Source organism: Williamsia sp. (genome assembly GCF_036566845.1).
Taxonomy (GTDB): Bacteria; Actinomycetota; Actinomycetes; order Mycobacteriales; family Mycobacteriaceae; genus Williamsia.
In genome coordinates this window covers 1-13,718 of sequence record NZ_DATCVM010000125.1, presented here as the reverse complement: position 1 = coordinate 13,718, position 13,718 = coordinate 1, and the positions used below count along the sequence as shown (strand labels likewise).

The window sequence follows — 13,718 nt, the reverse complement described above, 5'->3', positions numbered from 1 at the left end:
AGATGGATCACCGTCACCACCCGCGACGACAACTCAGTGTCATCACCTGCGACCAACGCCGCGTCCCCGACCAGATCTGACAATCTGGTGAACATTCCCCCGAAGTCCATGGCTTCACGGTACCCGCGATATCGCATTCGCACAAGTGTTCGGAGCAAGGTATTTTGTTGGGACACAACAGCTCTGGGAATTTCGCGACGGCGCAACCCACCAGTCTATCGACGGGGTCTGACAAGGATGATCACCCGTGATTGACACCGAGGCAAGACGCATCGGCATCCTCGCGAGGGCTGCGGGCCCACATCGGGACGAAGTGTTTCGGAGGTCACCAGATGTCACCAGGCCACGCGAAGACCGGCGGCGAGATGGTTGAGAGGTCATTGACCACCATGGTGCTCCATCGCACGATGTCGCCGATGTTCTCCGATGGCCAGACCTCGACCAAGGCCTTCGGGGCCTGATTCCAGGGGGCTTCGGTTGCCACGATGACAGATGTACCCTCGCTTCCTCGTACGTTGGCGCACAGCGTGTATGTCTTGTCTCGAGCCTGTTGTGCCGCAGCCCTTTCGGGTGAGATCGCCTGCGTCTCCTGGCCCTGCTTCGCAGAATCCTCACCTGTCGCCCGGAGTAGCTCCATGGCGCTGTGCAGTTCGGCAAGTTGGGTGATGCATGACTGCTGGTTGGAAACGATCTGCTGGCGATGATGCAGGGTGGCCGGAAAGTAGATGGACATGCACAGCGCGACAACAGATACGCAGAGGCTGGTGACGGCAAGAGCTTTGGATGAGCCGCGACCGGCGGAGCTGGGCTCGGTCATGACAGCGACCGCCCCGGTCTTGTCGCCGCCGGCGAGCGGTCCGGGCGTGTCAACATTTGGTTTTGTCGTAGAAGACCGGCATGGCCGCGGTGGATTGTCCAGCGCCCACGGTGACCGTGGATTGGATTTTGACGTCACCGATCTTGCAGAACTGCGTGAGCCAGTCGGCCGTCGGGATCAATTTGTAGCCGTAGTAGATAGCAGTCCCGGCCCCTCTTTCGCCGAACGGATAGTCCAGTTGGAGATCGTCGTCGGCAAGCCGCACGTCGGTGGTGTCTTGATCGGTCGAGTAGTGCAGACTGCCGGTGATGTAGGCCATTCCGGGTGGGATCACCGGCCGAATCGCAACGTTCTGCTGGGGAATGTCTCCAAGATTGTAGTAGCGTGCCAACACGTCGTAGGCCCGAATGTCCTCGACGAAGATGCTGTTTTCGAAGTGCGCGATGCTCTCGGCCCCGGCACGCACATCGGTACTGAAGATCGATTCGAGCGCGGAGAACTCGAAAGTGACAAATCCCCAGCACGAGTGGCCGGCGCCTACGATTCCATCAGCCCCATTGGCGCATCCGAGCAGTGCGCCCCGGTCTGACAGCAGCTCGTTCACCGGCATGTCGATTGACTCTTCGCCACCTCGAAGCCAGAGTTTTGCGCTGGTCACAGTGACCCCGAGGCGAAAAGAATCCAGGGGAGTCTCCAGCGTCACCGAGCTATACACATCGGGTGGCCATGAGTTGGCCGCTCGGATGGTGGCGGACATGAGCTTGCGGTCTTTGATCTCTTCAGGAATTTTGAGACTGACGCGTGCATCGCGAGTAGCGGTTTCGGCGGAATCAGGATCTGCCCCATTGTTGAAGTAGATGTATCCCTGATATGAGCCATCCTCTGTGATCGTCAGATTTCGAACGAAGTCGGCATCCTCATCAGCGTCCCGGACTGCAAGAAATCGTCTTTCGTCACCACCGACCACCTCGTTGTCTTCTTCGGCCTGGTTGATCATCGGAGAACTCGGCCGATCATCCTCGTCGAGGACGTATCCCGTCGGACCCCAGTCGGCCGACATTGCGTTCAGGTCTGCCGGCATGCGCTCGGACGAATCGTCGAGGTTGCCGTACGGTACGGGCGGCAACCTCGACTCGCCTCCGCCGCAACCTCCGATCGCCATGACAAGGAGTGAACAGAGGCATACTGCCTTCATCGCGGAGAGTGGCTTCATGCGACCTGCGAACCTCTTCCATTCGTAGGCTGAACCGGCAACGGAACGCCGACTGTCGCGATGAATCTATCGCGGAACGGTAGTGAGGCGAACAATTTGGTACGTTCACACCACACCTCCGATGGCCTGAAGGCCGTTGTATCGCAGTAAACTGCAAAGTCGGCCAGTCCGCGGCCGGGTAGTTGACTGAAGGAGTTCTTGCCTTGACGAACCTTCCGAGGCGCTGGGGTACCGCTGCCGCAGCTTTGATTGCGATTGTCGTCCTGGCCTCGGGATGTGGCGGAGAATCAACCGAATCGGGTGGCACACCTGCCGTTGTCGAAACCGCCGCCGATGAACCTGCGCAACAGAGCAGTGAGACCAGTTCGGCCGCACCCGTCCCGACCGACGTGACAATTGACAAGACCGCGCGGTACAGCTCGGGTTCATTGGTTCGGGATTGTCCGCAACAGGTGGAACGCAAGACCGGCGAGGCCTCGGCGGCGCTCCCAACCGCGTCGCTGTTCAACGCCGGTACGGGCGAGTTCGTCGATGTCGGTCAACCGGAGATACCGACCGGGACCGAGGTTCTCCGGGTGGGCTGTTTGCCGAGTGGCACCGCGGAAAAACCCTCTGTGACGTACCGGATTTCATTGCGCACACCGGCAAAGGGGTTGGATCCGGAAAAGTTCGAGACCCGGATCGTCACGTACACCACGGATTCATCTGTCGCGCCGATCACCGCGACACTCGACTATCCGACAGACTACGAGACGGTCTATTCGATGATGGCGGGGACCGGTGGAAATATCCTGCACGCCGTCCGCGATGGCAAGGAAGCTCAACTCCTGAAGCCGGACGGGACTCGGGTTGCTTCCATCCCGTACACCCATACAGGCGATATCGAGTATGTCGACGAGAATACCTTCCTGGTGATCATCCCCGGCAGCTACGGCGTCGAGGGGAGCACCACTCTCTACGACGGTGCGACCGGGCAGCCGGTAACCTACGCGACTGGGCTCGAGAAGCTCAAGGCTGCCAGCAGTATCAAGAGTATTGCGGCGGACGGATTCGTCTATTGGGTAGACGAATACCCCAACTACTCCTATGTGTACGTCGACACCACCAACGGCAAGACCTACACACTCGGAACGTGGCAGGCCGGGGCGGTACCGGATGTCCAGATCTGGGGCAAGTATGCGTTCGCGGCAGGCGGTGGTCTCACGGTCATCGATCTCGACACCGGCCAGAAGCTCTTGTCCAGAACAACGGCGGAGTGGGACGGGCTCGGTGTCGACAAATGGTATGCGGCAGACAAATATCTCTACATCGAGAATGCCGACGATTCACCGGTCATCGATGTCACCACCGGTGAGCAGGTGTCGGCCGGCTGGTCGCGACGGCCGACAAATGTGATTGCCGACGACTGGACCCTGGTGCTGCCGAGTCCGGTGACCAACAACTACGCGCAGTGCTTCATGGATCGCTCCACTACACCGAGTGTGATCTTCGGTATGTACTCCCTCGATGACAACTACGGCTGCTACGAGACCGGAACGCTGGTCTACAGCCCGGACGGTTACGAAGGGCCCTGGTACTGACCGCTCCGGCCGGCAATCGCCGAGCCGGGGGATCAGTTCGGATCCGGGTAGCTCACCAACCCCACCACGGTGGTGCCGTCGTGGACCAGTTCGAGCTCGACGGAGTATGGGCGCGAATCCTTTTGGACGATCGGTCCGGTCCACGTGCCCAGCCAGGACTCGATATCGGAGTGGGCGATGGGATCGCCGGTGCCTCCTGGTAGCGGGTTCGGATTCATCGATTGCAGTGCAAACGTCACTTTGTCTTGTGCCAAAACACTTCGCAGGGCACCTTCCAACTCGGTCCACAGAGTGGCGGGTGCGGCTGCCAGTAGGCCAACGAGTGCCCCCGTGTCAACGGCACTCCGATCGCTGCACCGAAACACCTCGGTACCGCAGCGAATGGCACTGACGATGGACTGCGGCTGACCGCGGGAGGCCGAGAGCAGTGTCGACAGCACTGTGTGTCATTGAAGCCGACAATTGGATATGGCTGCGCTGTGGTACGAACGGACCATTCTCGCGAGTCTGGCCGGGCACCCCTCAGTAGATCGGTGGTGGTTCGTTCCTTTCCTGTTCTCTACGGAGTGCCTGGCGTTGGTGTTCTTGTAGCTCGCGTCGCTTGCGGTTGGTGAGCCGTTCCTGTTGACGGCGTGCATGTTTGGCCGCGGTCCGTGACATCATGCGGTGCGACGGTGGTGCTTCGGGTGGCGGCCGGACGGGCGAGCCGCGTTGATCGTCGAACACGATCAGCCTCAACGTGGGAAACAGATCGTGCCCGGTCCACGCAGGTCCGCCATAGCTGCGTCCTTCGGGCGTGGTGAAGACAGGATGCGGTTTTCCGGTGCGCGGATTCGGGTACTGTTCTCGAGCCAGTCAGAATACGTCTTGATCGAATGATGAAAACGACAGAGTGCCTTCATCTCTGAGTGGTGTGTACGTCCACCGGCATCGGGATCGTCGTGGTTGTACTCGCAGGTGTGGTCGAGGTCGGCACTCCAGGCCTTCTGGTTGCAGCCTGGCCACACGCAGTAGCAATCCCCGGATACGGATGTAACTGTCGAGCACCGCAGACGCACGGTACCTGTCGCCGGGTTGTGTCGATGGAAGTGGAACCACTTGTACAAAAGGAGGTTTCGCCGGCTCGGTCTCATCCAGACCGCCAGGGAAGTCGTCGATCGGCGGATTCTGCGGCCCACGCATGTACACCTCTGGCCGTTTCGGCTTGGTCCGTTTCGGCTCGGGCTCGGGCTCCGGCTCTTGATCGGGTTCGGGTGCTGGTTCAGGTTCTGGCTCGGGCGTCGGTTCTGCTTCTGGTTTGGACTGTGCGGGCGCGGGTGCGGTGGTGTTGACCATGGGTCGCTGAACGGTTTCTTCGCGGTCGGCGATATCGCGCACATGATCGGCCGAGATCACGCCGTGACCGTCGAGGAATCCGGGATTGTGTTCTCGGCCTTCAAGAGTCGCCTGATCAGTGATCACGTGCATGACGATCTTCACGTCGGCCATGCGATCCGACCGGCTCGCGGATCAGCCTTGCACGTCGAGAGCGCCAGTTTCTCCAATCGGGTCATGAGTACCGCTCCAGAGGTTGACGAAGACGTGGTCACAGTCCAAGTCGCCGTACTCATGGACGAGGTAGTCGGTGTAGAGGCGGATCAGAGCGGCCCACTGATGTCCAGACGATCTGGTGACTGCATAGGAATGTGAAGTAGTCCCGCAGGTCGAAGGCGTACGAGCGGATCGTCGTGGGGGAGCGTTCAATGGGGCTGAGGTACGCCCAGGAACGCATCTATAGGGTTGACGACCGCGAACTCGTCGTCGAGGACCGTCCAGGATTCCTCACCGCCATCGAGGGGCAAGACCCGTTGTACCAACATCGCACGCTCCCGGATGAGTGAGCATCGATGACGCCCGTTCAGTCGGGACCGTAACCGGCACCACCGACAGTCCCGCGAACCTCACGACGGTGGAAGGCATTTCCTTCGCTTGGAAGACCAGTACAGTGCAGGCCGCGCTCGCAGCGCAGTGACTACTGTCGGGAGCAGGCGGCCGGCCGGCACGCAGAACAGTCACTCCGCTCTTGGTTCGTGGAGCTGCGACATCAGTGGACCCCAGCTCGGAGCCTCAAATGATGAGATTGTCGTGCTCTTTCCAGTACGACTCACGGAGGCGGCGCTTGTACAGTTTTCCGCTAGGGTCGCGTGGGAGTTCGTCGACAAAGTCGACCGAACGTGGGCATTTGTAGGCGGCGAGTGTGGTGCGGCAGAACGCGAGGAGTTCGGCTTCCAGTGCGGTGTCGGCTGCGGGCGGATCGGCTGGCTCGATCACGGCTTTCACTGCTTCACCCATCTCTTCGTCGGGAACTCCGATCACTGCCACATCGGCGACCGCCGGATGGGCGGCGAGAATGTTCTCGGCCTCTTGCGGATAGATGTTCACGCCGCCGGAAATGATCATGTGGGCTTTTCGGTCGGTGAGGTAGAGGTATCCGTCGGCGTCCAGATATCCCATGTCCCCGATGGTGCGCCAGCCTTTGGGATGCGTGGCCGACGCTGTTTTCGCCTCGTCGTGGTGGTATTCGAACGGTCGGCCACCGGCGAAGTGGACCTCGCCGACCTCGCCGGGGGGTAGTTCGGTGCCGTCGTCGCCGACGATATGGCACTGTTGCGCGGGCCGGCCCACTGAGCCGGGGCGGTCGAGCCATTCTTCGGCGGTGATGTAGGTGTTGCCGACATCCTCAGTGCCCGAGTAGTACTCGGAAATAATTGGTCCCCACCAGTCAAGCATCTGGCGCTTGATCGCGATCGGGCACGGTGCGGCGGAGTGGACCACGTCGATCAGACTGGAGATGTCGTGGTGTGCGCGTTCGGCGGCGGGCAGGCGCAGCATACGCACGAACATGGTCGGCACCATCTGAATGTGGGTGACCTGGTGCCGTTCGATCAGTTCCAGGCACCGCGTCGGGTCGAATCGTTCCATCACGACGACGGTGCCTCCAAGTCGGTGCCAGGACATGGAGAACACCAGCGGAGCACCGTGGTACAGCGGCGCCGGGGACAGGTACACCGCGCCATCGGTGTCACCGTTGACAAGCAGTCCCCGCGCGATCTGCACGGGAGGCGCAGTGGGATCCCCGAGGGCTGTCGCGGGCAGCGGTTTGCGGATCCCTTTCGGCCGACCGGTGGTTCCCGAGGAGTAGAGCATCTCGCGTCCCTCGCATTCATCGACGCCGAGGGCATCGTCGGACTCAGCCGACAATGCCTGCTCATACCGCTCGAACCCCGGGAGATCACCGGCACCGCAGATCCGCACCAGAACCCGGGACAGATCGAGTTGTTGGACCACGTCGGCGACGGCATCGCTGGCGACCAGCGCGGTCCCACCGCAATCGTCCAGGATGTACTGCACCTCACCGGCGGTCAGATGCCAGTCGATCGCGGTATGGTACAAGCCGAAACGTTGTGCTGCCCAGGCAATCTCCAGGAAAGCTTGGTTGTTCTCCATCAGGATCGCGATATGGTCGCCGGCGCGCAAGCCGCGGGCTCGCAACGCGCAAGCACCCCGTATCGAGCGTTGTTCGAGTTCCCGGTAGGTGACCGTCTGCCCGCCGGACGCCATGATGATCGCCGGTCTGTCCGGGGTTTGCCGCGCGTGCCAGCCTGGAGTCATCGGCGCCACTGGCGTCGGATGGGCGGCGGCGTCCGGTGAGCGGTGATCGTTGTTCATTTCGTGTGTCCTCACACTCTGACGGTCGCCTCGTTCGGTCCCGCCGGGTCTGTCTCCGTCGGGGTTTCAGAGACGTTCGTAGATGGTGGCGTTGGCCAGGCCGCCTGCCTCGCACATGGTCTGCAGGCCGTAGCGTGCGTTGCGCTCATGCAGGGCATGAACCAGGGTTGTCGCCAGCCGGGCACCGGAAGCCCCCAGCGGATGGCCGAGCGCGATTGCGCCGCCGTTGACGTTCACTCGGGTCGGGTCGGCCCTCACGTCCTGCATCCATGCCAGTACCACCGCGGCGAGTGCTTCATTCACCTCGAAGAGCCCGATATCGGAGATTCTCAGGCCGGCGCGGTCCAGCACCTTGCGGGTGGCGGGGATGATCGCGGTGAGCATCAGCAATGGATCGTCGCCGCATACGGAGAAGCTGTGTACCCGAGCCAGTGGTCGCAGGCCCAGCTCGGCAGCTTTTTCGCTGGTGGTGATGAGAACCGCGGCGCTGCCGTCGCTGATCTGGCTGGCGTTGGCGGCGGTCACATTCCAGCCGATCTCGGGGAATCGGGCCGCTGCTTTCGCGCTGTGAAAGGCCGGGCGCAGAGCTGCCAGCGTCTCGACCGTGGTCTCGGGACGGATCCCCTCATCGGAGGTGAGGCCTGCGATCGGTGTCAGCTGCGCCTCGAAGGCACCTTCTTTGGTGGCCCTGGTTGCTTTGTCGTGGCTGGCGGCCGCATATTCGTCTACCTGCGTTCTGGAAAGGCCCCAGCGAGCGGTGATGAGTTCGGCGCTGATTCCTTGCGATACAAGTGGTTGCGGGTAGCGTTCGGTGAGGCCTGTGCCGTCGAGGTCTGCGCCGAGAACGCTGGCACCCATCGGAACCCGGCTCATCGATTCCACACCGGCAGCGACCGCCACGTCGTAGGCGCCGGCGATTACGCCTTGTGCCGCAAAATGGATGGCCTGCTGGCTGCTGCCGCACTGTCGGTCCACGGTGGTGGCGGCCACCGATTCCGGGTACCCGGCGGCCAGTGCGGCGCGGCGGGTGATGTTCACCGACTGCTCGCCGGCCTGGGTCACCACGCCGCCGATCACATCGTCGATGGATGCTGGATCGATCCCGCTGCGCGTGACAAGTTCCCGCAGACTGTGCGCAAGAAGGTCGGTGGGATGCACCTGGTGTAGCGCGCCGGTGGGCTTGCCCTTGCCGACAGGGGTGCGGACAGCTTCAACGATTACTGCGTCTCTCATGGTGATTCCCTGGGTATTCGAGTACCGGACGGTTGTGCGTCGGCCGATAGCGTTCGTGTGGTGGGGCTTTGGCGGGTGGCCAGGATGATTCCGATGACGACGGGGACGACAGCAACAAGTTCCACCACCGTCACTTCTTCGCCGAGAAACACAGCGCCCAACGCAACGCCGAACAGCGGTGGCATGAACTGCGCGACGCTGGCACCCTCAGGTCCTGTACGCCGGATAAGCAGCAGCCACAGGCTCATTCCGATCACCGACGCACCGACCGCGAGAAACAGCACGGAGCCGACCAGCCCGGGGCCGATCTGCACCGACCGGTCCGATACCACCGCGAACCCGATCAGCGGCACCCCACCGACGAGCGCCTGCCATCCGGTGGCCAAATACGGGTCGGTATCGCCGACCAGCCGGGGTGTGCACACCGTGGCCACCGCCAGGAACAGCACCGCCACCACCCCGGCGACAACACCGCCGACGGTGACCGCGCCCGCGCCGAGGCGGTCAGCGGCGGAGGCGACGATACCGCCGAATCCGAGGAGCAGACCGAGAACACGGACACGATTGAGTCGGACCTCGCCCAGCGCCGCCGCACCCCACTGCACCAGCAGCGGGGTGCAGGCAGACAGGACCGCGGCCATCCCAACCGACAAATGCGGTAGTGCCCAGGCCATCACCAGCAGGTAGCCAATGTTGTTGAGCAGGCCCAGAAACCCGAGCCCCAGCATTGAGCGCGGTGACAGACTACGCACCAGACGCCATCTGATCGCGATCAGGACGAGACCGGCGATCGCGCAGCGGGCACCGACAACGGTGGCCGGGCCCGCGTCGCGGAGCACGATCTGGGTGGCGAGAAAAGCTCCCGCCCACAACAGCGCCCATACTGTTGCCATCACTGCCGTACTCGTCGACCATCCGTGTCCGGTAGGGGTTGCGGTGATGGGCACGGCGGCGGTGTTCACGGTGTGTTGACCGGGACCAGTCGCTCGGCTTTGTCCGACACTCGCTTGAGGAACCGGGCGGTATCGATCACGTGCCGGCCATGGGTGCCCTTGGCGGCTACCTCGCCTTCGTCGTCACGTGCCTCAACTTCCCACTCCAGGTAGTTTCGCTCTACCCGGGTACACCGGGCGGTCACGGTCAGGCGAGCGCCGGGCGGGGTGGGGGCACTGTGGGTGATGTTCACCATCGTGCCCAGACTGCCTTCCCCCTCGTCGAGCACCGGTCGCAGCGCCAGTATCGCGGACCATTCGAGCAGTCCCACCATGAACCCGGTGGCGAACACCTCGGGCATGATCCGGTAGTCCTCGGATTCCGGATAGAGGTGCGGAACAGTTTTGTTAGACGGAACCGTGTAGGTCATTTCCTGGATGTCGCCAACGGTCAGAGGGTTACGCACAGTGAAAACTCCTGTCGAATCGGGGATTGAGTACACAAGACGGTGACCGGCCGGCTCATGCCGGGGCACCTTCGGGTATGAGATGAGACGAGCCGAGCGCGAACTCGGCCAACCGTTTTCGGATGACATCTGAGGTCCCAGACGGGGCGAGGGTCATCAGCGCGTCCTGGAGCAACTGCACCGCGCCCAGACCAGGGTGGCAACCGCGGGCGCCCATGAGTTCGATGGCTGCGGTGGCGCACTGCACAGCCGCTTCACTGGCCTGCAGTTTCCCGACGATGAAACCGACATCGTGAGGATCGCCGGCATCGAGCCGGTCGGCTGCGTGGTACAGCGACAACCGACTGCTGTAGATGGCGGCGAACATATCTGCCAGGCGCCGCTGTACGCTGTCGAGCCCGGACAGCGACTCGCCATAAGCACTCGGTTGCCACTGTATTCGCCCGCCCGGTCCAACGCCGCGGTCGCCAGGCCCAGCGCGACCGACCCGATATTCGGCTTCCCGTGCCGGGTCACCACCGCATGGGCGTACCCGAGCCCTGGGTACCTATCAAGTTGGCCGCCGGTATCAGGCAGTCCTCGAAGATCACTTCGCCGAGGCTGAACCCAACGGAGGCCCCGACAGATCGTGTTCGATTCCCACCGAACAGCCGGGTGTGGCTGCCTCGACCAGGAATGCACTCAGGGCACCGGAGTGCTGACCGGAGTCGGTCCGTGCAATGACACCGTGCAGGGTTGCGATATGGGAATTACCTATGAACCATTTGCGGCCGTTGAGGATCCAATGGTCACCGTCGCGAGTCGCTGTGGTTTGCATTCCGAGCAGATGCGAGCCTGAATCGGCTTCGGTCATACAGATGGTCATGATGTCCTGGCCACGTGCGAGTTACGGCAACCATTGGGCACGCTGCCGTTCGTCACCGAATTCCAGTAGAAGACCAGCTCCCAGCGTTGCCGCCGACAGACTCGCGCCCAACGCCGCTTCCACTCGTGCCGACTCTTCGATGGCCACCAGCCGCGCCAACGTTCCGCGGCCCTGACCTCCCCACTTGTGTGGGATGCTCACCCCACTCCAGCCCAAAGAGGCCAACCGGTCCACCATATTGCCGCTCCCACGGGATAGTCCCCCGTCCGCGTCCGCCAGATTCGTGTTCGCTAGATCAGCACGAACCGACTCACGGATAATTTGAGCCCGTTCCCAGAAATTGTCCACCCCGACCCCCAACTTTCGTTTCGAATTGCACCGGATACCGATCGGTTGACGTCTTCGAATCGTATTGGGCTACAACCGATTGCAGAACTACCAGAATTGGCAGTAGCCGTCTGGGTAGTGCGAGGTTGGTTCAGCGGGAATCGGCGATGCGGCAGATCAGTTCGGCTCGCGAGGAGATGTCGAACTTCCGGTAGATCTTGCGTAGATGAAAATTAACCGTGTGTTCGGTGATCCCGATTTCCCGCGCAACCAGCCTGTTGGTCATCCCCTGTCCGACCAGTCCCGCGACCTGGCATTCGCGGTCGGTGAGTCCGGCCATCGTGAAGTGTCCTAGTCGCTGCTCGGGCCCGCCGGCACCAGCTTTGGTGTCGCCGGTGGAGCTGTGGCCGCTCCGGGACGATCGATCGCCTGCGCGGGACCGGCCCGTTGCTCGTGCCGTGCTGAGTCGGCGGCGCAGGTAGGGGTCGGTAGCGGAATCAAGTAGGGAGGCGAATGCGGCGGTGTCCCCGTCGTAAGTCGCTCGGGCGCAGCTGGCCGCGTCGCGCAACAACGGCACACCTGGATTCTGCCAGGCCAGCACTTCGGTGGCTTCGACGATGCGCTGCGCCGAATCAAAGTCCCCCGCACGCAGACTTGTCGCAGTCAGGTAGGCAGGCATCGCCGGATCCTCCACGAAGCTGGCCGGCTCGGCCTCGATCGAGGTCCATGACAAGCGAATAAGACTGGCTGCGGCGGTCACACCGGATCGTTCGGCGGTCACCTCGATATCAATGAGCGCAGCGCGCGCCACCGCATCGGGGAGCACATAGTGGTGCGGTTGTTCGCGCATCCGCTCAAGCTTTTCCCCCGCCCGAGACGGCTCACCCAGACGTAGGTGAGCGAGTGCCGCGACGGCCAGGGCACGAGGCACCGCGACCGTCGTGCGGTGCATTCGAGCGCATTCGATCGCGTCGGCGGCGGTACGCAATGCAGCGGCAGGTTCGTCGCGTTGCAGACACAGAGCAGCCGCGAGTGCAGTGGGGATCGATTCGAAGGCATAGAGCCCGTATCGGTCTTGATCGGACCGGACCCGGGCGACCAGATCCGTGGCCCGCCCGGTGATACGCATATCGACGAGCCGTTTGGCCGTCATCAGCCGCGTATAGACATGCCACACCGGGCCGGCGTCGGCTGCCGCGCTCTCGGCGAGCTGGTTGTGCCACAGTGCCTCGGCGAGTTCACCGGCCCGCCAGTGCTGGTCGGCCTGCAGGCACAGGTGCACAGCACGTAAACCAGGCCCGTCCGCAGCACTCGGCCGGCCCGGCACCTCCCCAATCAACGCAGCGGTTAGTTGCCGCAGCGCGGCGACCTGATCGCGGGTCCGCTCGGTCAATTCGGGGGCGCCCAGTACTGTGTCGAACCCTGCGAGCGCGGCAGGCAGATCGCCGTGGACGAGTGCAGCACTTCCCAAGGAGAGTCTCGACAACTGAGCGGTGGTGAGACCTTCAACGCGCTCCACCGTCGCCATGAGGTAAAGAATGTCGCCGACCTGCGGATTGACCGGCTGAACCATCGCAGGATAATATCATTCTCACATTTGCACTCTGCGTTCTGCCGATCTGGGTCGCGCTTCTGCTGCAACACCACCCGCGGCCATGCAGGGACTCTGGGCGATCACCTTGTCGTTCGCGGCCCATCCTGTTTGTGTAGGCGAGGTTCGGCCCGATGTCGTCGTTTTGCGTTGTGACAGAACGCAAATGATTGCTTACAGCGACAGCTACGTCGAGAACAGTGCGGTCGAGACTCAGGGGAACACGCTTTCGATACCACATCGGCACTCCGGCAAGTCTCGGGATCGCTGCTGCCACCCCGGCCGGCGGTTTGTGGCTTTCCGAAATCGCCTGGAACTGCCGGTCTTCCTGGTCCGGCCGGGATGAATCCCTTTACGGTATTGACATATGCCGAAGAGGTGAGCACTCCGAGTGCCGACGATAATTCGATGTATGCCTCACGCTCTACCCCCCCCGGGGCCTCCTTCCGACGTCGAGCAGCGACTTGTTCGAGTAGGCCGATTGAAAGGAGGCGATGGGTAAAAGCTGATCCGGCAAGATAGGTCCATGGCGACACACATTGGCGCGACGAGTTTTCGTCCGGAACGGGTGCCCGGATTGTGGGACGACCTCAGGACTCGGTATGCGGATGTTGGCTTCACCACGGTCGCCGGAGAACTTCGTACCAGAGAAACTCGGAAGGGAAAGACAAGCGATGCGACCGCCAGTTTCGTGATCGCTCCAGGCGATCGTTGGCACGTCACCGATGACGCCGGCGAAGTGCACATTCAACAGGGCCAGAGGTGTTGGATCCGCGGCGCCCGCGGACACCTCGAACCCGTGCCGGGCGGAATTGTCATTTCAGCGGTCAGTAAATGGCGCACAGTGCACCCGCATTCGCTGCTCGGGAGTCCTGGTGACTGGCTCTTCGACAATCCCCACGACTTCCACGTACCATCTGGGCCGCCGATCGAAACTACGATTGCTGGCCGTGTGGCATGGGAATTCATACTTCGCCCTCCCCCC

At 62.4% G+C, this 13,718-nt stretch carries 12 protein-coding genes; 1 reads left to right on the top strand and 11 read right to left on the bottom strand.

Translation table 11 applies throughout. The annotated features are described in order from the left end of the window. Window positions 1-325: 325 nt before the first annotated feature. Window positions 326-817 (bottom strand): hypothetical protein, encoded by a 492-nt coding sequence (locus VIQ49_RS11645; protein WP_331884642.1) that lies wholly within the window; start codon window positions 815-817, stop codon window positions 326-328. A 49-nt stretch (window positions 818-866) separates the two neighbouring features. After that, window positions 867-1,814, bottom strand: a complete 948-nt coding sequence (locus VIQ49_RS11640; protein ID WP_331884640.1) for a hypothetical protein — start codon at window positions 1,812-1,814, stop codon at window positions 867-869. Window positions 1,815-2,233: 419 nt separating this feature from the next. On the opposite strand from VIQ49_RS11640, the gene VIQ49_RS11635 reads away from it, so the two are divergent. Next, on the top strand, window positions 2,234-3,610 hold the full coding sequence (locus tag VIQ49_RS11635; RefSeq protein WP_331884638.1) for a hypothetical protein: 1,377 nt from the start codon (window positions 2,234-2,236) through the stop codon (window positions 3,608-3,610). A gap of 32 nt (window positions 3,611-3,642) precedes the next feature. Here the strand turns inward: VIQ49_RS11635 and VIQ49_RS11630 are convergent, their stop codons facing one another. From VIQ49_RS11630 to VIQ49_RS11590, 9 genes are all read right to left on the bottom strand, one after another. Further along, complete coding sequence (locus tag VIQ49_RS11630) at window positions 3,643-3,864, bottom strand: hypothetical protein (protein WP_331884636.1); 222 nt, start codon at window positions 3,862-3,864, stop codon at window positions 3,643-3,645. A 1,852-nt stretch (window positions 3,865-5,716) separates the two neighbouring features. Continuing rightward, window positions 5,717-7,261 (bottom strand): acyl-CoA synthetase, encoded by a 1,545-nt coding sequence (locus VIQ49_RS11625; RefSeq protein WP_331884646.1) that lies wholly within the window; start codon window positions 7,259-7,261, stop codon window positions 5,717-5,719. Window positions 7,262-7,384: 123 nt separating this feature from the next. After that, window positions 7,385-8,551 carry an acetyl-CoA C-acyltransferase gene (locus VIQ49_RS11620; RefSeq protein WP_331884634.1) on the bottom strand — a complete coding sequence of 389 codons (1,167 nt, stop codon included), beginning with the start codon at window positions 8,549-8,551 and terminating at the stop codon, window positions 7,385-7,387. Further along, window positions 8,548-9,444, bottom strand: a complete 897-nt coding sequence (locus VIQ49_RS11615; RefSeq protein WP_331884632.1) for a DMT family transporter — start codon at window positions 9,442-9,444, stop codon at window positions 8,548-8,550. The genes VIQ49_RS11620 and VIQ49_RS11615 overlap by 4 nt, the downstream gene beginning before the upstream one ends. A gap of 65 nt (window positions 9,445-9,509) precedes the next feature. After that, window positions 9,510-9,950: a thioesterase family protein gene (locus tag VIQ49_RS11610; RefSeq protein WP_331884630.1), complete on the bottom strand. Its 441-nt coding sequence runs from the start codon at window positions 9,948-9,950 to the stop codon at window positions 9,510-9,512. Between the two features lie 55 nt (window positions 9,951-10,005). Then, window positions 10,006-10,389, bottom strand: coding sequence for an acyl-CoA dehydrogenase family protein (locus VIQ49_RS11605; protein ID WP_331884644.1), 384 nt, complete (start codon window positions 10,387-10,389; stop codon window positions 10,006-10,008). A gap of 147 nt (window positions 10,390-10,536) precedes the next feature. Then, on the bottom strand, window positions 10,537-10,815 hold the full coding sequence (locus VIQ49_RS11600) for an acyl-CoA dehydrogenase family protein (RefSeq protein ID WP_331884628.1): 279 nt from the start codon (window positions 10,813-10,815) through the stop codon (window positions 10,537-10,539). 21 nt (window positions 10,816-10,836) lie between these two features. After that, entirely contained in the window at window positions 10,837-11,163 is a 327-nt protein-coding gene (locus tag VIQ49_RS11595; RefSeq protein WP_331884626.1) for an acyl-CoA dehydrogenase family protein, read from the bottom strand. A 130-nt stretch (window positions 11,164-11,293) separates the two neighbouring features. Then, window positions 11,294-12,715, bottom strand: a complete 1,422-nt coding sequence (locus VIQ49_RS11590; protein ID WP_331884624.1) for a helix-turn-helix transcriptional regulator — start codon at window positions 12,713-12,715, stop codon at window positions 11,294-11,296. Between the last annotated feature and the right edge of the window lie 1,003 nt (window positions 12,716-13,718).

Excerpts from the sequence above, each read along its gene's own strand:
- VIQ49_RS11625 (WP_331884646.1), bottom strand. The coding sequence starts at position 7,261 with ATGACTCCAGGCTGGCACGCGCGGCAAACCCCGGACAGACCGGCGATC.
- VIQ49_RS11600 (WP_331884628.1), bottom strand. The coding sequence starts at position 10,815 with ATGACCATCTGTATGACCGAAGCCGATTCAGGCTCGCATCTGCTCGGA.
- VIQ49_RS11620 (WP_331884634.1), bottom strand. The coding sequence starts at position 8,551 with ATGAGAGACGCAGTAATCGTTGAAGCTGTCCGCACCCCTGTCGGCAAG.
- VIQ49_RS11640 (WP_331884640.1), bottom strand. The coding sequence starts at position 1,814 with ATGATCAACCAGGCCGAAGAAGACAACGAGGTGGTCGGTGGTGACGAA.
- VIQ49_RS11615 (WP_331884632.1), bottom strand. The coding sequence starts at position 9,444 with ATGGCAACAGTATGGGCGCTGTTGTGGGCGGGAGCTTTTCTCGCCACC.
- VIQ49_RS11645 (WP_331884642.1), bottom strand. The coding sequence starts at position 817 with ATGACCGAGCCCAGCTCCGCCGGTCGCGGCTCATCCAAAGCTCTTGCC.
- VIQ49_RS11590 (WP_331884624.1), bottom strand. The coding sequence starts at position 12,715 with ATGGTTCAGCCGGTCAATCCGCAGGTCGGCGACATTCTTTACCTCATG.